General features: G+C 44.6%; 21 protein-coding genes, 1 tRNA gene, 1 pseudogene and 1 riboswitch. Of the genes and pseudogenes, 13 read left to right on the forward strand and 10 right to left on the reverse strand.

The annotated features are described in order from the left end of the window. The first annotated feature begins 7 nt into the window (after positions 1-7). A complete protein-coding gene (locus LFX25_RS14165) occupies positions 8-862 on the forward strand; it encodes an LA_0991 family prenyltransferase-like protein (protein ID WP_238730815.1) in 855 nt (284 codons plus the stop codon). Here the strand turns inward: LFX25_RS14165 and LFX25_RS14170 are convergent. Next, a complete protein-coding gene (locus tag LFX25_RS14170; RefSeq protein ID WP_238730816.1) occupies positions 852-1553 on the reverse strand; it encodes a fatty acid desaturase family protein in 702 nt (233 codons plus the stop codon). The two genes, LFX25_RS14165 and LFX25_RS14170, sit on opposite strands and share 11 nt — an antisense overlap. A gap of 77 nt (positions 1554-1630) precedes the next feature. Here LFX25_RS14170 and LFX25_RS20990 point away from each other — a divergent pair. The 3 genes and pseudogenes from LFX25_RS20990 to LFX25_RS14185 all read left to right on the forward strand — a co-directional run. Continuing rightward, a pseudogene (locus LFX25_RS20990) lies at positions 1631-1760 on the forward strand (DUF2721 domain-containing protein); the annotation flags it as partial. 122 nt (positions 1761-1882) lie between these two features. After that, positions 1883-2689 (forward strand): SDR family oxidoreductase, encoded by an 807-nt coding sequence (locus tag LFX25_RS14180; protein WP_238730817.1) that lies wholly within the window; start codon positions 1883-1885, stop codon positions 2687-2689. A 139-nt stretch (positions 2690-2828) separates the two neighbouring features. Next, a complete protein-coding gene (locus LFX25_RS14185; protein WP_238730818.1) occupies positions 2829-3776 on the forward strand; it encodes a fumarylacetoacetate hydrolase family protein in 948 nt (315 codons plus the stop codon). Between the two features lie 487 nt (positions 3777-4263). Here LFX25_RS14185 and thiC read toward each other — a convergent pair whose 3' ends face one another. Further along, the gene (gene thiC, locus LFX25_RS14190) at positions 4264-5832 is read right to left on the reverse strand and encodes a phosphomethylpyrimidine synthase ThiC (RefSeq protein WP_238730819.1); all 1569 of its coding nucleotides are present in this window, start codon (positions 5830-5832) and stop codon (positions 4264-4266) included. Between the two features lie 125 nt (positions 5833-5957). After that, a riboswitch (TPP riboswitch) is annotated at positions 5958-6056 on the reverse strand. A gap of 464 nt (positions 6057-6520) precedes the next feature. Here thiC and LFX25_RS14195 point away from each other — a divergent pair. From LFX25_RS14195 to LFX25_RS14205, 3 genes are all read left to right on the forward strand, one after another. After that, the gene (locus LFX25_RS14195) at positions 6521-7480 is read left to right on the forward strand and encodes a porin OmpL1 (protein ID WP_238730820.1); all 960 of its coding nucleotides are present in this window, start codon (positions 6521-6523) and stop codon (positions 7478-7480) included. A 148-nt stretch (positions 7481-7628) separates the two neighbouring features. Further along, entirely contained in the window at positions 7629-8600 is a 972-nt protein-coding gene (locus tag LFX25_RS14200) for a porin OmpL1 (RefSeq protein ID WP_255717825.1), read from the forward strand. Positions 8601-8603: 3 nt separating this feature from the next. After that, positions 8604-8759, forward strand: coding sequence for a hypothetical protein (locus tag LFX25_RS14205; protein ID WP_238730821.1), 156 nt, complete (start codon positions 8604-8606; stop codon positions 8757-8759). 54 nt (positions 8760-8813) lie between these two features. Here the strand turns inward: LFX25_RS14205 and LFX25_RS14210 are convergent, their stop codons facing one another. Both LFX25_RS14210 and LFX25_RS14215 read right to left on the reverse strand, forming a co-directional pair. Further along, complete coding sequence (locus LFX25_RS14210) at positions 8814-10514, reverse strand: acyl-CoA dehydrogenase family protein (protein WP_238730822.1); 1701 nt, start codon at positions 10512-10514, stop codon at positions 8814-8816. Positions 10515-11120: 606 nt separating this feature from the next. After that, a complete protein-coding gene (locus LFX25_RS14215) occupies positions 11121-12248 on the reverse strand; it encodes an alpha/beta hydrolase (RefSeq protein ID WP_238731612.1) in 1128 nt (375 codons plus the stop codon). A gap of 593 nt (positions 12249-12841) precedes the next feature. On the opposite strand from LFX25_RS14215, the gene LFX25_RS14220 reads away from it, so the two are divergent. Both LFX25_RS14220 and LFX25_RS14225 read left to right on the forward strand, forming a co-directional pair. Beyond that, positions 12842-13090 (forward strand): hypothetical protein, encoded by a 249-nt coding sequence (locus LFX25_RS14220; protein ID WP_238730823.1) that lies wholly within the window; start codon positions 12842-12844, stop codon positions 13088-13090. A 102-nt stretch (positions 13091-13192) separates the two neighbouring features. Further along, on the forward strand, positions 13193-13531 hold the full coding sequence (locus tag LFX25_RS14225) for an LIC10421/LIC12816 family protein (protein WP_238730824.1): 339 nt from the start codon (positions 13193-13195) through the stop codon (positions 13529-13531). Positions 13532-13847: 316 nt separating this feature from the next. On the opposite strand, the gene LFX25_RS14230 is transcribed toward LFX25_RS14225, so the two are convergent. Next, a complete protein-coding gene (locus LFX25_RS14230) occupies positions 13848-14513 on the reverse strand; it encodes a protein-L-isoaspartate O-methyltransferase family protein (RefSeq protein WP_238730825.1) in 666 nt (221 codons plus the stop codon). Positions 14514-14607: 94 nt separating this feature from the next. Between LFX25_RS14230 and LFX25_RS14235 the strand changes: the two genes are divergently transcribed. Next, positions 14608-14680 (forward strand) — tRNA-Phe (locus tag LFX25_RS14235). Between the two features lie 16 nt (positions 14681-14696). On the opposite strand, the gene LFX25_RS14240 is transcribed toward LFX25_RS14235, so the two are convergent. Beyond that, positions 14697-14939 (reverse strand): hypothetical protein, encoded by a 243-nt coding sequence (locus LFX25_RS14240; RefSeq protein ID WP_000876121.1) that lies wholly within the window; start codon positions 14937-14939, stop codon positions 14697-14699. Between the two features lie 109 nt (positions 14940-15048). On the opposite strand from LFX25_RS14240, the gene LFX25_RS14245 reads away from it, so the two are divergent. Both LFX25_RS14245 and LFX25_RS14250 read left to right on the forward strand, forming a co-directional pair. Beyond that, positions 15049-15474, forward strand: a complete 426-nt coding sequence (locus LFX25_RS14245; RefSeq protein WP_238730826.1) for an AAA family ATPase — start codon at positions 15049-15051, stop codon at positions 15472-15474. A 248-nt stretch (positions 15475-15722) separates the two neighbouring features. Then, entirely contained in the window at positions 15723-16892 is a 1170-nt protein-coding gene (locus LFX25_RS14250) for a DUF1577 domain-containing protein (protein WP_238730827.1), read from the forward strand. Between the two features lie 213 nt (positions 16893-17105). Here LFX25_RS14250 and LFX25_RS14255 read toward each other — a convergent pair whose 3' ends face one another. From LFX25_RS14255 to LFX25_RS14270, 4 genes are all read right to left on the reverse strand, one after another. Beyond that, positions 17106-18371 carry an NHL repeat-containing protein gene (locus tag LFX25_RS14255; RefSeq protein WP_238730828.1) on the reverse strand — a complete coding sequence of 422 codons (1266 nt, stop codon included), beginning with the start codon at positions 18369-18371 and terminating at the stop codon, positions 17106-17108. 9 nt (positions 18372-18380) lie between these two features. Continuing rightward, positions 18381-19475: a helix-turn-helix transcriptional regulator gene (locus LFX25_RS14260; protein ID WP_238731613.1), complete on the reverse strand. Its 1095-nt coding sequence runs from the start codon at positions 19473-19475 to the stop codon at positions 18381-18383. A gap of 242 nt (positions 19476-19717) precedes the next feature. Continuing rightward, complete coding sequence (locus LFX25_RS14265) at positions 19718-20155, reverse strand: hypothetical protein (RefSeq protein WP_238730829.1); 438 nt, start codon at positions 20153-20155, stop codon at positions 19718-19720. 67 nt (positions 20156-20222) lie between these two features. Then, positions 20223-20513 (reverse strand): hypothetical protein, encoded by a 291-nt coding sequence (locus LFX25_RS14270; protein ID WP_238730830.1) that lies wholly within the window; start codon positions 20511-20513, stop codon positions 20223-20225. Positions 20514-21168: 655 nt separating this feature from the next. Between LFX25_RS14270 and LFX25_RS14275 the strand changes: the two genes are divergently transcribed. Next, on the forward strand, positions 21169-21573 hold the full coding sequence (locus tag LFX25_RS14275) for an STAS domain-containing protein (RefSeq protein WP_135779457.1): 405 nt from the start codon (positions 21169-21171) through the stop codon (positions 21571-21573). The last annotated feature ends 213 nt before the right edge of the window (positions 21574-21786 follow it).

Raw genomic sequence — 21786 nt, forward strand, 5'->3', positions numbered from 1 at the left:
TGCAAACATGAAAGATTCTTTTTTTAAAGACGCGTTTTATTACTGGAACGTATTGAGCGTCGATATAGTATGCGGCGCGGTCGCTTCGGCGTGGTTCGCTTCCTCGCTTCTCCAAACGCAAATGAGAACGGCATTTTGGATTTTATTACCCGCGTCCGTTTGGGTCATCTACAGCGCGGATCATCTGATCGACGGCTGGAAATTGGGAGAAAACAGCGCGAACGAACGGCACGCATTCCATTACAAAAACAGAATTTTCTTAAGTTGGATTACGATGATCGCCGCGGTTTTGTGTTTTGTCTGCGGGATTCTGTTTCTGCGGGAATGGGTCGTAAACGTCGCTTTGATTTTGGGAATCTTCGTGTTTTTGCACGTCGTTTTTGCCTATCTTCAAATTTCCTTCTTTTGGAAAGAATGTTCCGTTTCCGTTCTTTATACCGCCGGAGTTTGGTTCGGTCCGATTTTGCTGACGCAAAAATCCGCCTTCGAAACCTGGACGCCCTGCGCTCTTTTCCTTTTAACGGCACTTTGCAATTCTTTCGTGAATTCTTATATGGAAAAGGAAATCGATCGCAAAGAAAACGTGGAATCGATTCTCAAACAAATTTCTCCCGTCACTTTGAGAAAGACCGTTTATACGTTAGCCGCAATCGGAACTGCCGGAATTCTTTTTTGGTTTTTCGAAAGTTCGGAGCGGATTCTTCCCGAATGTCTGTATTTGGGCTTGGGTTATGCGATTTCTGCCGGGATTTTACGATTTGAAACTTCGTTTCAGAGAAACCGGTTTTACAGACTTTTCGGAGAAGGTTATTTCATCCTGGCCTGTATTCCGGTTCTGATTCGAAGGTGGCTTACGGTTTAACCGCGGGAGGAATTCTTAAAATCCAACGAAGCGCTTCGTAAAACTTCGTAGCTTTTAAAATCGGGTTCAGCCATCCGGTTGTGATGCAGAAATACGTGTCGTGTGGGGCCGTGTGATGAACCTTGTGGTGTTCCGGCCCTAAAATCAGTTTATATTTTTGTAATATTTTTATCACGGGCAAAGGAGAATCCTGATGCGCCCATTTATGAATCTGGTTGGTCGCGAAAATTCCCCACAAAAGGAAAAACCAGAACAACGCGAAAAGCGAACTGAAAACGCCAGCAGATTCCCAAAAGAAAACATAATATACTAATATAGGTAACGAAACGAGACAATTGTTTCCGTTCGTCTCGATAAAATCGTGTCTCGTAATTCCTTTCGGATCCACGTGATGATCGCGGAAAGGAAAGATGAAAGCGGGGCCGAGAACGGGGGTGTTTTCCGAACCGATGCTATCCCCCAAAAAGTGGACCAATCCGGAAACGAAATCGGCTCCAAGCCAGGAAAGGAAAATCACGGCAGGCACGGCCCAGATCAAATACGAATGGGCCGCGAAGTCGTTTTGAAAAAGGTTCGCGAGTTTATAGCCGAGATAAACGGAAAGAAAAACGAACGCGATTATGCTGAGTGTCTCGAAGATTCGATGAACGGTTAAGTCCGGTTTCGGAACGGGAGTAAGTTCGGTATTCATACGATTGCCTGGTGTATTCTTATCACAAGTAAGAATTCAGGCGATATTTTTTCCGTCAGGAAACTCTTGAATCGTAAAAAAATGAAACTTTACAGCCGAGTCCGCGATTCGATCCTTCTTGATATGAGCCCTCTTTCCTTCAATACGCCCGGTCTTTTGTTCCCCGCGATTTCTCTTCTGATGCTTGCTTATTGGATGCGATGGATCGCGGACGAACAAATTCCGATTCGCACTAAAGAATTCTTGAAGTAAGAGAGTTTCTCCGTAATTCTCGCTTTTTAAAAAGAAATCGGAATCCGGAAATCGGCGTACGAAAGCGGGAGTTCAATATGAGCGCAGCGTTTTACAAAGACAAGGTGGTGTGGATCACGGGAGCCTCTTCCGGCATCGGGGAAGAACTCGTAAAGGAAGCGGCCAAACGGGGAGCGAAAATCGTTCTTTCCGCCAGAAGAACCAAGGAATTGGAAAGGGTCAAAAAAGAATGCGGCCTCACCAAAACGAACAGCCTGATTCTTCCTTTAGATTTAGAAGATTATAAAAAACTAAAGAACGTTCCCAAAAAGGCGATCGATCAATTCGGAAGAATCGACGTTCTCATCAATAACGGGGGAATCAGCCAGCGTTCCTTCACGTATGAAACCTCGATCGATACGTACGAGAAGCTGATGGACGTGAACTACTTCGGAAACATCGCGTTGTCCCTCGCCGTTCTTCCGATCTTACGCAAACAAAAGAGCGGAGTCATCGCTTCGATTTCGAGCGTAGCCGGATTGTTCGGAGTTCCTCTACGCAGCGGTTACAGCGCGACAAAGGCGGCCCTCACCGGTTTTTACGAGGCCCTTCGCGCGGAAAACGTCCGGGAGAATATTCAAGTTTCCTTAATTTATCCCGGCTTTATAAAAACTCAAATCTCCAACAACGCCCTTAAAGGCGACGGAAGCAAACAAGGTAAAATGGATTCCGTGATCGAACAAGGAATCCCCGCGGACGAATGCGCCCGCAAAATTCTGGACGGAATCGCGGAAAAGAAACACAAGATCATCATCGCAGGTTCGAGAGAAAGGTTCGGAATTTTTATGTATAAATTTTTTCCGGGGATTTTTGCGAAGATGATCGCAAAAACGAAAGTCCACTGATGGATCGTTGTGTTGACGATCAAGTGTTCGGATTTTTGCAAACGAAATTTCGACTTGGAAATAATTTGTCGGAACAATCGTTGTGATTTTTTTAAAGTTGCAATCGATTCAAAAAAATCTTTAGGCGGACTTCGCATCCATGGCAAAGAATTATATTCGGTTTCAGAAAAAGAAGAACATCGATTGGGCTTTACTCGATAACGGAAGAATTCTCCCGTTGGGCTGCGGAGATCTATCGACAAAAGACTTTCTCGAATTTTTACGGAAGAAAAAGAAATCAACCAAACTCAAATCGATCTCTTCGGAAGGAGTTTCGATTTTATCGCCGATCACGGCTCCTTGTCAGATCATTTGTCAAGGCGCGAACTATAGGCAACATCTGATCGAATCGGGTTTGAATCCGGACGATAAGAATTACAATCTCTTCTTTACAAAATCGGACGCGTCCTTGTTTCCGCCGATCGGCGACATTGTGCGTCCCTTGCATGTAAAACTTCTGGATTACGAGATCGAACTCGGTCTTGTTTTCGGAAAAGGATTCGATTCCGATTTGAATCCGAATCCGGAAAACGTCGCCTCGCACGTAGCAGCGTTCTTTATGGCAAACGACGTCTCTGCGAGGGATGTTCAACTTCCTCAATTGCAATGGTATAAGGGAAAATCTTACCGCACCTTTTGTCCGTCCGGCCCGCATCTTACGGTTTTGGAACCGGGAGATTTCGAACGTTTGGATTCGCTGGAATTGACGTTGACCGTTAACGGAGAAGTCCGTCAAAGGGACAAGGCTTCCAATCTCGTTTTCAAACCGATCGAAAGCATCGTAGAACTATCACGTTTTTGTAATATTGCTCCGGGTGACGTTTTGTTGACGGGAACTCCTTCCGGTTGCGCGCTCCGCGCACCGGGGAAACTCGTACAGGCGTTGGGCGGTTTTCTTTCCGAAAAAACGAAATGGAAGTTGTTCGTCAAAGGTCAAAGCAAACGAAGCCAATACTTACAACCGGGTGACGTCGTCCGTTCTTCGATCCGCACCGTTGACGGCAAGATCGATTTGGGTGAACAGGTTTTGAACGTGATCGCCGAGTAAGACGAACGTACGGATCTCCCGCGGAGCTCCGAATGTGTTATACCAACGAACGGCAGCGGAAAACGTTAGACGAAATCACGTCTTCCGCAAAGAGCCGTTCGCCGTTTTGTCAACGTAATTTTGTGCCCTTTTGTTTGTCGGACCAAACGTTGCGTTCGAAAGAAAGCGTAAGAGTTCCCACACTTTTAGGATCTCGGTGAATCGCCTGTTTTTCCGGTTTGCGGGAGTTCCCACGACCTTTCCGATTTCAATAAATCATCCGTATTTCCAGTCCGAAGGAGTTCCCACACTCTTTCGAAAACGGAAAGATCCCGGATAACGGCCCGCAAGCGACACGCACGGCTTGGTCCGAGTCTTCGAGGACCGAGCGGGACTCCGCGAGCCGGAAGTGGCGCGGTCCGCGTGGGAACTCTTACGAAATTCAAACGAACTCGTTGCGATTCCAACGCGGATGCGGCCAAAAATATTTCCGAAGGAGTTCCCACACTCAAGGAGCACTGTAGATTTCCGCTCCTTGATCCAAAAACTCTTTGGATTTTTCATCCATTCCGACCCGGAGCGCTTCCTTCTCGCCGATTCCTTTTTCCTCCGCGAATTTGCGGAGTTCCTGCGTTAGATTCATCGAACAAAAATGAGGACCGCACATGGAACAGAAGTGCGCCGTTTTCATACGATCCTGCGGAAGGGTTTCGTCGTGAAAGGACTTTGCCGTTTCCGGATCGAGCGAAAGAGCAAACTGATCCTCCCATCGAAATTCGAAACGTGCCTTGCTCAAAAGATTGTCCCGTTCGATCGCGCCCGGATGTCCCTTCGCCAAATCGGCCGCATGAGCCGCGATCTTATACGCGATCACTCCTTGTTTTACGTCTTCCTTATCGGGAAGTCCGAGATGTTCTTTCGGTGTCACATAACAGAGCATAGCCGTTCCGAACCATCCGATCATCGCGGCTCCGATCGCGGAAGTGATATGATCGTAACCCGGAGCGATGTCCGTGACAAGAGGGCCTAACGTGTAAAACGGAGCCTCTTGACAGAGTTTCATTTGAAGATCGACGTTTTCCTTGATGAGATGCATCGGAACGTGACCCGGTCCTTCGATCATCACCTGAACGTCCTCTTCCCAGGCGCGTTTGGTCAATTCCCCCAAGGTTTCGAGTTCTCCGAATTGGGCTTTGTCGTTTGCGTCCGCGATCGAGCCGGGACGCAATCCGTCCCCGAGAGAAAACGAAACTCCGTATTTTTTCATCACCTTGAGAATTTCGTCGAAATGTGTGTAAAGAAAATTCTCCCTGTGATGCGCGAGGCACCATTTCGCGAGAATCGATCCTCCTCTCGATACGATCCCGGTCACTCGGTTTGCCGTAAACGGAATATAACGCAGCAGAACTCCCGCATGAATCGTGAAGTAATCCACTCCTTGTTCGGCTTGCTCTTCCAAAGTTTCCAAGAAAACCTGAATATTCAAATTCTCCGCTTTTCCTTTTACCTTTTCGAGCGCCTGATAAATCGGAACCGTTCCGATCGGCACGGGAGAATTACGGAGGATCCATTCTCTCGTTTCGTGAATATTCTTTCCCGTGGAAAGATCCATCACCGTGTCCGCTCCCCACTTGACCGCCCAGTGAAGTTTTTCTACCTCTTCTTCGATGGAGGAACCGAGCGCGGAATTTCCGATGTTCGCATTGATCTTTACGAGAAAATCCTTTCCGATGATCATCGGTTCCAGTTCGGGATGGTTTCGATTGGAGGGAAGAATCGCGCGACCGCTCGCGATCGCGGAACGAACGAACTCGGGATTCATATTCTCCCGAAGCGCCACATAACGCATCTCTTCGGTGACGATCCCTTGTTTCGCATAATACATCTGCGAATGATTCGTATCGCCTCGGTCCATACGTTTTTGGATCCACTCTTGTCTGAGCTTCGCGATTCCGTTTTTGTAGTCGGAAGGCTGCTTATCGGAAAGCGCACCTTCCGTATGATACGATTGATATTCGGTCCCGTCGGTGAGACGAATCGTTTTGAGCGGGACTTGAAATGATTGAGCGGGTTCCATACTTTCTCCTGACCGCGGGTTTGGAGATGGAACTGAGGAAGGACGTTAAAAAACAAGAACCGATTCGCGATTCTTCCTTTGAAACTTCCTAGACGACTCGAAACGAATGGGAACAAAGATAGAATCGTTTGTATGATCCGTTTTCCTACGCAGGCCTTATCCTGATCAGGTTCCGGGGACTCTCTCAGAGGCTATATTGTTTAGCCCCACCCCCAACGGTTTCAAAAGTAGAATCGCATGACAAGAGTTCGATGACAAGAATAAAAAGAAGCTCCCGGTATTAAAATCAAACCCGTTTCTCTTTGAGGAATTCCCGTCTATAACGAACTTGAAACGGAAGGTTCTAAAACTGCCGATCAAAAATCGGTGAGTATAAATCACCGAACGATTTTTCAAATTCGAAAATCGGCGTCGTTTTTTGTTCCGCGTCTTAAGGGATGTTTAAAAAATTTCGTCGCTCCGATGATCAAAGATTTTATACAAACTCATAACAAATGTTATAAATAAGTTAAAATTTTTTTCATTCTACTTCGGAATTTTGGGAACTTTTCAACCTTTTCCCTAAATCCTGTTTGACACTAATCCATGAACTTCTAAAGTTTCACCCTGTGTCCGGGATTCAGGAAAATAGAAACAACCTCCGGAAACACAATCAAATCAAAATTGAATCGTGAGTAAGGAGTTATCAATGGTTCGTAACATGAGTAAGGTGTTGCTTGTCCTTGCCGTATTGTTCGCGTCGGCTGCAAGCTTAAGTGCAAAATCATACGCAATTGTAGGATTCGGGTTACAATTAGACCTGGGTCAGTTAGGTGGAACGATCACTAAGGACGGTCTGGATGCCGCTAGTTATTACGGTCCTGTAAGATCTTCCAACACTTGTACCGTTGGAACGGATGCAGGTTGTATCCAAGATCCTTCTAAAGCTGCTGGAACAGGAACTTACGTAGGAGTTGCTCCGAGAAGAGCGATCCCTGCTGAAAACAGGCTGATCACCCTCGACAGAACTACCGGCGGTCTTGTAAACGCAAGAACTACCAAAGGAGCTATGGTCGGCGGTAACTTAATGGTAGGTTACGAATCCGATTTCGCGAAATATTTCTTCTGGAGAGTTGCGGCCGAGTACACTCAAAAGATCTCCGGCGGGGTTACCAAAGCCGATATCGCAGGTTACAACATCGTAGACATCACTTGGGGATTCAGCGCAATCATTATCCCGGCAACTGTAGGTATCAAACTGAACGTTACCGAAGACGCTGCGGTTTATATGGGAGCGGGTTTGAACTACTTCAACGGTGGTTGGTCTTTGAACGGGATGAACAACATCAAAGGCGGATACGACATGTTGAGTGCTGCAGGTCTTACTTCCGTCGCAAACCTTCTGAGCGATGGAACCGACCCAGTAACTACTCGCGAACATACAAGATTTAGAGCTTCCGGAATCGCTCCTAACTTCCTGATCGGAACTCAAGCAAGAGTAACCGACAAAGGACACGTATTTATCGAGCTTGAAACGATCATGTCTGCGGCTTATTCCGTGGGTAAGACTCAGTCCGTAGGGGGAGCTTCCAACCTTTCTCCTTACCCTGCATATCCGATCGTTGTCGGTGGACAAATCTACAGATTCGGATACAAACACGAACTCTAAGATTCTTTCCTAAGAATCGAATTTGCAAAAAGGCTCTCCTTCGAGAGCCTTTTTTTATACCACTCGCTCCAAAAAAGTTTGAAGAACCTTGACAGCAACCGATTCGAATTTAGCGTCCTAATTCAACCATCCGTTGAAAGAAGCGTAAATGATCTTGGACCCACGTCGATTCTCCGTAACAAAGCCTTATTGGCTGACGCTCTGCATCTTACTCTCCTTCTCCCTTTGCGATAACCTTTCTGCAAAATCTTATTTCGTTACAGGCTTAGGTCTTCAATTCGATTTGGGAAATATGGGAGAAGTCATCACCAAAGACGGGATCAACTCGGGACAATACCATACGGTTCAATCTTCGAATGCCTGCGACCCGAGCGTTGCAGTCTGTAGTCAAAACGGATTCGTAAACGGCGTCGCGCTCCGAAGATTGGTCGTTCCCGAAAATAGACTGATCACGATCGAGCGCACTACGGGCGGAGTATTTCAGGCAGAGAGCGCGCATGGCGCGATGGTTGGCGGAAATATCATGACCGGTTTCGAAAAGGATTTCGGAAAATATTTTTTCTGGAGAATCTCCGCAAACTACACACAGAAGATCGCAGGCGGCGTTACAAAAGCGAGTTTCATCGGATATCGTTTTATCGACGCAAACTGGAACTTTCAATCCTTGGTTGTTCCCGCGACGATCGGGATCAAATTAAACGTCAGCGACGATGCGGCCGTTTATATGGGAATGGGTTTAAATTATTATACGGGAGGCTGGGGTCTCCGAGGCAGAAACGATTCTAAAACAGTCGCGGACACGTTAGACGCTCTTATCGTCAGCGTTCCGCAGCTTGCATTGGTTCGGGATCTTTTGAAGGACGGTCCCGATCCTCCTTCTGTTCGGGAAAACACTCAGTTTAGAATTTCGGGATTTTCCCCGAATTGGCTGATCGGAACCCAAGCCCGGATTACGGACAAGGGTTACGTTTTTTTAGAAGTGGAAACCGTGTTCGCATCTAAAATGGATTCGACTACAAGCCAGTCTTTAGGAACCATTCTCAACCTTTCCCCTACTCCGGCCTTTCCGATTCAAGTCGGGGGTCAGACGTATCGGGCTGGTTACAAGCACGAGCTTTGAGCCGTGAGAGTTCCCGCATTCGGTGCGAAAGAGGGCTGTGCACGTTTTGTAAGAGTTCCCACAAACGAATCACCGAGCGATTTGAAAACCGCAAACTTTCAGAGAACGTCCGCAGGAGTTCCCACAAACGTTCTCTTTCGTTCGACGGTCGCGCGGTGAAACGCTCACTACGGGTCGCGTTAACTCAGCGAAACGCTCACTACGGGTCGCGTTTCAAGGAGCCATTTCGTACGCGTCTTTGTAAGAATAAACCTTTTCACAAACGCGGTTAAAAAGCGCTTCATCCTCTTCCGGTTTAAAGATCATCGCGAGACATTTTTCCATCTGTGCTTTGGTACTGCTTCTCTTTGAATAAAGTTGAAGCGCGTATTTCGAAAAGTCGCGGACCATAAAATCGAAAATCTGGCTCAATAGATCGTCCTCTACCTTCTCGATCGCGGCGTTTTCAATCAAAAGCTGACCATAAGCGACTAACGTAAAAAGTTCTCCGAGAATAAGCATAAAATCCAGATCCTTGGACTGTTTAGAATCCGGCGGAGTGTTTTTCAGAAAGTCTTTCAAAACCTCGATCTGTTTTCTGAAAATCTTTACGTTCGGAAGATTCACGCTCGCATATACTTCGTTGTAATCCGGAAAAGTGATCTTTTCAAAACCTTTGGAAGTCGTTCCTTGATTGAAAAGGAAGTCGTCATTTTGAAAGCCGTCCATCTTCGGAATTTTCGGAAGCGAAGAATTCGGTTCGAAGAAATAATTGTTCATGAACTTAATGATCAAGGCCATGTTTACATGCGCCGTTCCTTCAAGCTTAGGAAGACCGCGGATGTCTTTGGCGGCCATTTCGAAATACATGTTCTTCTCGAAACCTTTCGCTGCGATCACGTCCCAAAGAAGATTGATAACTTCTTCTCCCTGCATCGTCACCTTCATCTTCACCATCGGATTGAAGAGAAGATAACGTCTATCCGTTGCGGACGCGGATCTCATATAATCCTTCGCTCTTGCGGCAAACAGTTTCATGGAGAAAAGTCTGCAATACGCATCGACGAACATTTGTTTGATTTGGGAGAATTCAGTCACTCGGCGATTGAATAATTTTCTTTTAGAAGCGTGATTGAGAGCCTCGTAAAAGGAATGTGTGCAGATTCCGATGGAAGCCCAACCGAGATTGTATTTGCAAACGGCGATCGTACTGAGCGACGCGTCCCAAGCTTCTCTGTCTTTGGAAAGAATATCCTTTTCCTCGATCGGATAATCCTTGAGACCGTATTCTCCCACATAGCTCTGCGAGTTGACCACGTTCTGAATCAGTTCGTAATTCTTGTGTCCCGAGTTCACGGCAAAGAAAACGTAATTTCCCGTGTCCTTCATCTTACCGAAGGTGGAAACAATCGCGGCTTTGTTCGAATTTCCGATATAGTATTTTCTCCCGTTGGCGACGTAGTTTCCGTTGCCTTTGTTTTCCAAAGACATTTCGCTGGAGATCAAATCGGCTCCGTGATCCTTTTCGGAAAGTCCGAACGCGAAAATTTCGCCGTCTTGCAGAAGTTTGGCGGTCTTGTGTTTGATTTCTTCGTTCTTGCTGTTCCAGATCGGACCGAGACCCAACATAGAAACCTGCCAAGTATACCAATAGCAAAGACCGTAAAAGCCCGCGATCTCGTTGAAGTCGCAGATCCGAGTCGTATCCCATCTGGAATCGCTCGGTCCGTATCCTGCGGGCGTCATCAACGTTGCAAAAACCTTTTCCTGTTTTTGAAACTCGAGAAAATCCGCATACCAAGTTTGATTGCGATCGTCTTCTTTTAACTTGTTCTTCCCTTTCTTTTCGAAAAAGGCAATCGTACGTTTCATAATGTTTCTGGATTTTTCATCCAGATGTTTGTATTCCGTTTTGTTTGGGTTTAATAGATCCATTGATTTATCTCTTCATGATTTTCATTTCGACAAAAAGCGTTTCCGAAAATAAATACGAAGGTCGGAAAGGCTCTAAAGGAGAATCGAATCGGTGAAGGAGAAGTAAATCAGAAATTTCCATTCAGATTCGATTTCGATCAAGAATTTAATAAGAAATCGGCGATTTAAGGCAAAATAGAAACTCGCTTTTTTTACCGAATTCTGTTTGTTAGCGGAATTTACAGCTTGTCCCAAAACTTATTCCTACTTGGTTCGAAAAACAAGCGCAAGGTTCTGTCTCTGACGCTGCGATTCATAGAGAGCAGTGGCGCTGAGTTTCCCGCTGCGATCATAGAGAGCAATGTCATTGAATTTTCTTCGGGACAGGTTTTATCATTGAAGCGAAATCATTCCTAAAAAAGAAATCCGCCGTGTCAATCCGGCAATCATCCTTGATCGAAACGGCGATCCGACCAAAGGACAATACGGATAACATTGGTATATTATTATTTTCTTAATTTAAAATCGCCGAATCGGCGGCAACCGCAAGAGAATCGAGATTTTAAACGATCTTTAAAAAACACCGCACCCGGAACCGAGGTGCGGCTAAAAGAGCGTGCTTGGAAACTAAAACAGAGGCACGAAAAGAGACGGTTTCGAAAAAGGTGAGTTATGAACCGCTTCCGGATCGGAAATCGTGATCGCATCCAAACCAGCCTTCAAATATTGGGCCAATCCTTGGGTCTCCGATTGACTAAAGAATAAATCCTTATCCAACCATACGACTTTTAGATTGAAACCGTTCCAAATATTTTGAGAAACTGGCAATCTCGGAACCGCCGTTGTTGTGTTTCCGGTTGGATCCAAACCCACAATATTCGCTGCGGCGGGATACGGTTCCAAATTGCTCATGGTTTCCAATTGCGCGGGCGTCGGCGCTCCCGTAACGGGCACTCCATTGACCGCGTATTTGGTGTTGATATAAAAATCATCCGGTGTTTGCACAAAAAGACCCGTAATCGCATAAGGTGGATATGGAAACACATCTAGAATGATCAGCGATTTAAAATTCCAAACGAAACCTTTCGCAGAATTCGGATCACTCATCGGAGTATCTCCGCCGTACCAGGGTAAAGGAGAAGGAATATCGCTCGCGATGAGAATCGTATTTTCGATTCCGTATGCGCTTAAAAGACTCGAGCCCGTGCTTCTAAACCTATTTTGAATCAACTGTATCACGAGACCGCCGATACTATGACCTACGATGGTTGTTATCTTTCTTTTTTCCGTGTTGACCATGACGCTCAACAACGCTCGGAGCGCGTCTCCATAATTTGTGACGGTTAGCTCGCTCACGTTTGACGGCGTTGCGGCGGTCCCTTGATACATCGTACTCGCACCATGGCCGGGCAGATCCATAATATAAACGTGATGTGCTTTTCCTTGATTGATCAACTCCTTGGCTAAGGGTTCAAAGAGCGTGCTGTTATCGCCGAAACCGTGAACGAACAAAACGGTTTTCGGAAAAAGAATAATCGGACCTCCGCTCGGACGACGATAGTGTACGACATTGATCGTATAATACGTGGTGTTCAGCGAATAAAATCCTCGTCCGACCAAATCGTATGTAAGAATTTCTCTCTCATACGCAGCGCTGACGGAATTTGCCCCAAAAAAAACGACTGTAAAACAAACGATCGAAACGATTCTTCGAATCCGATTTCGAACCTTTTTAAAATCCAATTCAATCTTCATCACTAGCTTCTCCTTGTAATTTAAGGAAGAAAACCCGATCTCTATTCTAATTCTATAATTCTCTAATTTATAATTTTCGAATGGAACTGATTCACTTTTTTAAGATTGTGTAAAGGAATTTATCGATTCAGACCCGGAAAAGTAGATCTTTATTATAAGATAACTGTATTTGTTTTGAATATGCAAATTTTAGAATTTTATATTAGACTCGCCCCCCTAGACTCAGAAACCTTATGAACTTTTGAAAAAAGAATATTGAAAAAAACCTTCCCAGAATGATGAATGCGGCGGTTTGTGGGAACTCATACGATGAAATCAAAAAAAGAGCCGCGCCGACGCAACGAACTTGGTGCGTTCCACGGAAGTATTTTACGAAACTAAAACAGAGGAACCGAACATAAAAGCAACGCATTGTCTGCAAAATTGCATGCAGCCGAGAAAAATTTGAACGCCGCCTTATCAGAAAATGGTCATCTTAGAATATAACTATTTTGTTATTTAGTAAATTATATTTTGATAACAAAACTTTTTAATACTAAAAAATATCGAAAGAGAGGAGATCCTACGTCTTTCGAGAAGACACGGAATCCTGGATGCGTAAGAGTTCCCACAAAATAATAAAGACTTCTTTTTCTAAAATTCTTTCAAAGCGGGAACTCCCCATCAATCGAAAAAGAGTAGAAGTGCCGACCAAACGCTACCGCAAAGAAAACGAAACAACGAAAGAGAGAACGATTTTTACCTTACGTCATTACAGCATGTCTCAAAACCTAATTTTGCTGTACCAGAAAGACCAGCAGCAAGGTTCTGCCCCGGTTTTGGGACAGGTTCTTATATCTTAAGGATCTTAGATCTAAAATAATCAAATCAAACAAAAAGAAGGATTCAAGAATACCGACCTTTCAAACCGTGACGTCTAAATGATAGAAGGCTAAAGGCTACTTATGAAATCATTACGCATCACAGCCCATTTATTCTTTTTGGCTTTTTTTCTCATTTCGAATTCCCATTTTGCCGTTTCCGAAGAGACGGAGCAAAGGCTGATGGAAAAAGCTTTGATCGAAAGCGCGGTCACCTCGGAGCAAAAAACCGCAGTTGCCAATTATTTGCGGACAATGGCAGCGCAAAAAGCGAGCCGTGCGGAAGAATTGCGGGAACTCTCCAAACGTTCGACAGGAGGAAAGTTTCTCGCAAACAAGGCGCAATCGGATCGTTATCGCAAACAAGCCGAAGCCTTAGAAAGAGAAGTGGAACGGTATCAATTCCTGCTCAACAATTTGTAATCAGAAATTCTCTTTGAAAAAATCTTAAAAGCCCCGACAAGAGAGCGGGATTTCACTCGACTCCATGCAACTTTCCTGATATATGCGATTCCCTCGAATTCTTTCACGCATTCAGAGCGTCTTTCGAAAGCATCGTTTGAGTTTGCGAAATTAGCGTCACCGGCACGAACGTAGCCCGGCGCCTCGTCTTTTACGGATCCGTTTCCGCCGATCCCGGATGAATCCATTTCGGACCATAACAAACTTGCGACTCGGTTTCTTACGTTTAGGTCCACAACCTCTCGACGACCTACAACGGAATCAACAAGACGACAAATCACAACAAAGGAACGAACTTCACGCTACCCTTCGTTTCAAACGACCAGTTATGCAAATTTCTTCTTGCGATCATCAAAAACTGTTCTTCTTTTCCCAAAGGAAAAATAAAAATCCCGCCGGGAACCAAGGACTGAAAGTAACAACTGTCGACTCCGGGAAGATCGGGAAGCGCGGCGCAAGAGATCATCTTATCAAACTGCAGCTCAGGGGTGAGAATTTTCGGCGCACTTCCGACCAGAAAACGATTCGATTCCGTGCAACGCGGCTTCCAACGTTCCAAATTTTGAATCGCATTTCGATGCAAAGTATCGAAGTATTCCACGGAAAAGAGTTGAACTCCGAGAAAAATCAAGACCGCGCTTTGATAGCCGGAACCAGTGCCGATTTCAAAAATGCGATCACCCTTCTTCACATCCAAAAGCAAAGTCATCCAAGCCACCATAAACGGCTGCGAAATCGTTTGATGACAACCGATCTGCACTGGCTTATCCTCATAAGCCTGTGCAGCGTGAGAATTCGGAATAAAACATTCTCGCGGAATCGAACGCATCGCGGAAAGAATCCGTTCGTCTCGGATTCCTCGAGCTGCGATTTGAGAATCGACCATCTTCTTCCTTTCTTCGAATCGAAGAGAAGGATCGCAAATTTTAAGGGGAGAAGACATTGGAACTCTCCCGGAAACAAATCGGTGAGAGCGAGGAGTTTACGATCTTTTTCGTTGACAGTGAGGACTGTTTTTCTATGCTGTCCATGAGTTCGGCCTTGTAGCTCAGTCGGTAGAGCAGAGGACTGAAAATCCTTGTGTCGGGAGTTCGATTCTCTCCGAGGCCAGAACTCACTTCCTTTTCTACTTTGCCGCCTTTCTTTCTTCCCCTAATTTCCAGAGTTCCGAGAAAACGACCTCGTCGATCACCTTACAAAGTTCCGGTTTATACAATTTCTTGACCGGAGGTTTCGGATAGATATGAATTTCGTCCGTGTTGGGAATATAAGTCATCATCTTTTGAATCTGATCCTCGCCTTCCACTTCGTACATCGTGTAAGACATTCCTTTCGAAGGAATAATCTGCTCCGTTTCTAAATATTTCATTCTGCTCCTATTCCTCTTTGTCGCCCCCGCTCCTTGATGAGCGAAAGAATTTCCTGCTGGATGTTTCCTATAGGCTAATCAGATTCAACGTATTTGTAAAGTAAAAGAAATGAACGCAGACAAGTCCCTCATTCTGCTCAGAGGTCTTCCGGGAGCCGGAAAAAGCGCACTCGCCCAAGTCTTATCCGAAAACGGGAAATATCCCGTCTTGAGCGTGGACGACTATTTTACCGATCCGCAAACGGGAAAATACCGTTTCGATTATAAGAAGAATCACCTCGCTTATAAGAGCTGCGAGGAACGTGTACGAAACGAAGCGAAGAAGGGAACGTCCAAGATTTTTTTGGACAATACGTTTACTCTCGATTGGGAATTGAAGCCCTACTTTCAAATCGCAACCGAATTCGGTTATACGATTTTCGTGGCTACCGTGGAAAACTATCACAACGGAAAAAACATTCATTCCATCGACGACGAATCCTTACGAAAGATGGCATCGAAATACAAGGTTCGCCTACTTCCGGAAAACCTATAAACAAACGGAACGTTCCGTTGTTTCGGATTCGGGGAAGAATCAAGATCGGACGATCTCAGAAATATTTCCGGATTTTGTGGGAACTCCCTCACTTAAGTAGAAAGGTCATCTAACGCATCACCTATCAAATTATCGAATCTATAATTTGAAAAGTTTGTTAGGAAATTTTATATTTACCAAATTAGCATTCCATTCTATTCTTAGTTGCTCATATTGTATGAGGAAACGAGGTTCTTGGGGTAAGTTCAATGAATGGAATCAAGTTGAAAAATCGAGAATTAGATGTCATAAGTTCTGCAGAACAAAGGAAGCATATTATAGAAAAACACCTCCTTAAGCAAAGCTTAATTATAAAAGGCGACAACGACAAGGAAACGGTTCTTATACAAAAATACATCGACGACGGAGAAAAAATCATCGTCGAATCCGATAGTGAAAAAGATTTTCCCGAAGTCGGAGAAATCATTCTTTATAGAATTCTCGCGAAGTATGTGCAGATCGAATGCACTTTCTTAAAACGAATCAGCCCGAAAATTTTCGAACTCAGCATCAATCAAATATCGATCGCGAAATCCAATCGTGCGTTTCCCCGTTATCCCGTCGCGGAAGACTCGGCCCACGTAACCAATATCAATTCTTCCAAAACCGTTATAGACGCGTCCCTCTTCAACATTCCGACTCTTGTGAAAGTCAGCTTTGAGGACTACAAAGCCAAACTCAAGGCCGATCAGCTCGGTTTGATCGAGATCGACGTTTTTAAATCCGATCAGGAGGAAAAATTCGAACTCGTTAAAAGATCCAAAAAATACATTCATATTGAAAATACTTCTTTGGAAAAATCATACAACTCAACGAACGAAAATCAGATCGACGTGGAGGATCAGATTCAGGAAGAAATTCCTTCGCTGATGAGAAAGTATAAGGACGAGAAAATCGTTTCGGAAATCATTTACCCGATCATCTATATCAATCATTCAAGACAATCGATTCCGCTCGGTTATATCTGGGTCAGAAGCAAAGAGAATCCTCTCGGCAAAGATACGATCGACAAACTCTCGGAGTTCTCCAAAGAGATGGTGGCGCGCATCAAAGAATCCAATACGGTTTTAACCGCGGAAAAATTTCCGATCGTGGATATTTCCAACAATGGAATTTGCATTCGCATTACGGATCAACATCTGATCCAAACCCTACCCAAACATACGGGTTTCGTCTTTGACATTTATATTCGGATGCAGGGTTACTTTAAGGTCTTCGGAGCCATTCGCTGGTATTCGTACGACGAGATCGGAAATCTCATCCTCGGATTGGAATTGGTAGGCAAGTCCGCGTTTCCCGGTGAACGGGAAAAATTTCACCGAAACGTGGAACTTTTGGGTCAGGGGAAATTCACGGGATTAAAAACGCACGCGATCTAAGTAGGGAGATTTTGTGTTTCGATCGCCCTACCGAATACTAACACATTAGAATTCTTTAATTTTCGAATTGAGAATGCTGCGTTCGATGTTTGATTTTTCGGCTTTCCAACGTTCATGTTTCATAGGATTGATTCTGATTCTTTCTAAATTCGGTATTCCGATTGTTTTATAATCAGAATGGATGATAAGCGAATCCGAAGATCCTAATCGTTTTTAGAACTTATTCAAATACGCGGATTGTAAGATCACGTCGCAAATCTTTCCGTTCGCTTTCGGATCGATTTCCACGAACGTATTCGCGTTGTAAGGCATTCCATAAATCCTCCCGTTCGGAGCCAAAACGCCTCCGGACCAAGCCCCGCCTCCGGGCGCCGTTCCGAAATAGTTTACGGTCAAGGTATCCGGATCAATCTCCACGAAAGAAGTTGCATTGAATGGAATTCCGTAGATCTTTCCGTTGGGAGCAAGAACGGCACCCGAATAGGCGTTCGCCGGTCCAGGCGCGGCTCCAAAGAGAAAAAAACCGGGAGTGTTCGGATTGATCTCCGCAAACATGGAATAGTCGTCAACCATCGTATAAATTTTTCCGTTCGGAGCCAATGCGCCGCCGGCCCACTTGCCGCTGAAAGAAATAAGGAATGATCCGAAAAAAGTGGCCGTATTGGAATCCGGATCAATTTCGACAAACTGACTCGATCTTGCCGGAATTCCATAGATCTTCCCATTGGGTCCAAGAACCCCTCCCGCAAACGACGGATCCGTAGGAACCAAACCGAAGATCGCGCCGGTTCTCGCGACAGGATCGACCACTTTGTAATTAGGCGCCGAAGCCGGCATCGGATACAATTTACCGTTAGGCGCCATCGTACCGCCCACATAGGAGTTAAAACCCGGCGCCGTTGTATAGTTCGTCATAAGATATGTGGAAGAATCCATCGATGCAAAACTGGATCGAAACGAAGGAATGAATTCTACGTTTCCATCAAAACCCAATACGGCTCCGGACCAATCATATAAACCGCCGGGAATTCCAACAACGGTCGTAGATAGAGTATCGGGGTCCAACTCGATCTTGTTCGCGGCCCCATAAGGAATCGCGAGAATCTTTCCATTCTTCATAAGAACGGCCCCCCGATATGCGTCCGTAATCGGACCGATCGCTCCGAACGTATTCGCAACGGGCGGGCCGCTACTTCCCAAAGCGGCCTGCGCTTGCAGTTCCGCTTGCACCTTCGGCCATTGGCTCGGTTGAATCACCTCTTCCAAAGAAGTCGATGCACATGCTCCCGGCGGAGCGGGAGGCAAATCCTCGTTCGGGGTTTTCGGGAAATCGCCGGAACCGTTGCATCCAACATTGATTCCGGATCTACAAGTGTAGATCCATAAATTGAGTATGGAATTGTTGGTCGGATCGGAAGGCGCTATACGACAAGCGCCCAGGAAATAAATTCCGAAAAAGAAGGGAAGAAATCGGTACATTCAAAAACACTAATTGAGTGTATACGATGGAGAATGTTTTTTGAAGAGATGAGCCTCTCTGAACTTTTTCGGAGACATTCCCGTTTCACGTAGAAACGCCCTGTGAAAAACGGAATTCGAATTGAATCCCACCGCGTTTCCTACCGAGATCACGGAACGGGTCGGATCGTTGATCAGAATCATCTTCGCTTCCTCAACCCTGAACTGATTGATGTAGTTGTTGAAGTTGATTCCCTTATGATCGTTCAGATAAGAAGACAACTGATGCACCGAGACGCCGAGTTCTTCCGCGACGTTCGGAAGGCGAATATCCTCGTCGAGGTAGATTCGTTCCTCGTGAATCAGGTAGTTCAGCTGTTTGTCGAGCGCATCCATATCAATGTCGCCGAGGATGGACTTTTTTTGCGTGTTCTTCTGCGCTTCTGAAGCCGAGTCGTCGCTTAACAAATCCTGAAAGTAGACGCTTATAAAGTAAAAGTAGATAACGTCGATCGTAGTCATCACCCCTGAAAGAAGCACGAGAGTCTTATTGTCTAAAATGATTCCCATGATTTCAAGAAACGCGCAGAAGGAAACGGAGACGACCAAACCGGCCAACAGCTTCGACTTCAAACGTTTGAATTCGAAAACGTGATTGGCGACCATGTGATAAACGGCTATGCCGACGTAAACCAATACGAACATATCCGTAAGATAGAGAAACATTCCGAATTCTAATCTGCTCTGCTGATCGTATAAGCTTGCGATCGGAATCGATAAGACGATCGGAGGAATCAGGTTCCAATAGTATTTGGAAGGAAGATGGCTGTATTTCGAAAAAACCATAACGGAACAAAGATAAACGAGAATTCCCGCGGTCGACAACGCGATCAGATCGATCTGAAACAGAAACCTCCTCATCCAATTGTATGAAATCGCGTTAATCGAATATTCGTCGAAATACTGAAAGATCGCAGTCAGTATCAAAAGCGCGGAAAGAAAATAATCAATCTGTCCTTTCGCTCTTATCAAACGTCCGATCCCGACAATCAATGCAAAAAATGCGCCGAACCGCGCGATTTCAATCAACAATTCTTCCCTAAGGAACCAATCTACCACATTCAACATAGTCTCAACTTCCACACTTGAATTTCTTCTTTTATAATTCGATTTTCATTTCATGAAGAATTTCTAAATCATATCAATCGTTCTAATCAATATAATATTTCCCTTCACTCCGCTGTTCCATTCAATTGACCAACAAAATATTACCGGTTTTTTTTCACCTCAAAGACGACTGACGTATACGACATGGAACCATCGACATATATTCGAGAACGAACTCCAAGCTTTGCTCCACGATCGTTTTATCCGATCTTCTCGCTAACGGCGTAAGAGCCGTTTAAAAGAGGCATAAGAAGTTCGATTTCATTCTGAATCCTCTTAAACAACAGGTCCGTAAGTTCGCTCGAATCCTTGATAAAGTGCGAAGGTCTTTCTAAAATCAAGGAAGGAAGAGACCACATAGTGACGTACGTGCGAACTCGATTTCTCAATTCGTTTCGAGCTGGCTTCGTACAGAACTCGAACTGTTCTTCACTTAATATTTCCTCCGGAATCTGTTCCATCAGAATCAGATTCGATTCGGTCATCATGTGTTCGCTTAGCTTCGCGTTCAGCGTCGCCAAAATATCCAAAACCTCGCTTACCCGATCCGCAATCGAATCGCTTCTTAGGATCCGGATCAACTCGACGACGAGCCTCTTCAGAGAATCGTTTTGTTTTTTATACGCTTCGGTTGGCATGCTTCTCTCTCACCTTTAATCTTCTTTATATTTGAACCGGTTTTATCTTTGTTTAAATGTTCGATCCTTAGGACCGTTTTTTCTTTGTGTAAGTTTTACTCGGAGTTCGTCCGTATAAATCTTTTAAGGACTTGGAAACCCTATGACTTTCCGGAACGATTCGAAAAACCTTCGAAACACCGGACTCCATTTCGACGTTCGTGTCTTTATGCCGTTTGATCGCATTATAGATCTCGTCCGATTCCCGATCGATTCCGCGGGTTTGAATCGTTTCAGCCAACGAGAGCAAAACGGCGCGCGGATTCCCGGCATCTCTTCGCATTCTTATGAGAATTTTACCTTTGAATTTCGTTTTCATGTATAAGAACCGGGCCGCCATTATCGGAAAAATTTCTATCGGAATCTTGCTAAACCGAAATCAATGTTTGGTTTCTACTATTCAGGTGTCTTTTGCCCGTGTCTTCAATGACCGGAATTAAATTGGAAAGATCTCCCAACCCGGAAATCAAGGTTCTAAGCATCAACATCAACTTTCTTCCCTACTCTGTCATGTCGCCCTTAAACATCGCTTTATAAGTTGGTTCTAATTCAAAAAGTTTTTTATAAAATAAAACAGAAACTTCTTCCTTGTTCCCGTATACTTTTTCAAAGCTCGACCTAACCATTCTTATTTCATCATTTCCTAATATCATTTTGCTCTCCATTTCCCCGGATTCTATACGAAAAATGAATATTACCAAGCGGATTTTGGAGTTTTCTCGGTTACAAAACTTTCAACTTAATTTAATCGGAACTGTAAAATAGAAATAGTATTGATTTATAATCTGTTATCATAATTGTTTTATTTATCACAGCCCGGAATCATTTTACTTTTTCTTGTCCGCAATTGAATACGAATGGATATTTCCTTATAGATCTCATATAAACGCGGTCAAAAACTTGTTTTTCATTTTTTATTGTATTTGTAGATCGCGATAAATAACGTGAACAAAGACGCCTTCCGGAGATAATTTATGGATACGAAAGCCGATACGATCAGTTACAAAACGAATGATATAAAAATCACTGTCGAGAATATTTCTTCCGGAGGAACATTACCCGGCCCTGCGGCAATGATTCAGCTCCAAGGAGACATCAACATTTTCTCGGCTAAAAAGTTGAAGGACACTTTCAACGAAGCGATCGAAAAAGAAATTTACATTCTTCTAATAGATGTATCAGGAGTCAAAGGGATGGATTCTTCCGGGATAGCGACTTTTATCGGAGCACAGACGCGTCTCAATAAGATTCCGAACGCAGGACTTGTTCTCCATTCTCTTACTCCTCAGATCGAGAAAATGCTGGAACTTACAAGACTCAAAGCTTTGTTTCGCACTGCTCCGGATTTATCCGCGGCAATTCGTTTGTTTTCCGCCTAATGAAATTCCGCCGAATCCTCGCGACTGTGCGAGGATTCGAAACTCCTTCCTGTCTTTTTTCCGAGCTACTTGTAATTCCCGCCATAAATCATCCGATCCGGTTCCAAAACTTCGTTATAAAAACGCAATTTACGTAATTCCTAAGGATTTATAAAGCCGATCCGAAAATTCTATAATTCCGTTTTTCATCGTTTCAGCGCTTTGATACACTCT

Source organism: Leptospira sanjuanensis (assembly GCF_022267325.1).
Taxonomy (GTDB): Bacteria; Spirochaetota; Leptospiria; order Leptospirales; family Leptospiraceae; genus Leptospira; species Leptospira sanjuanensis.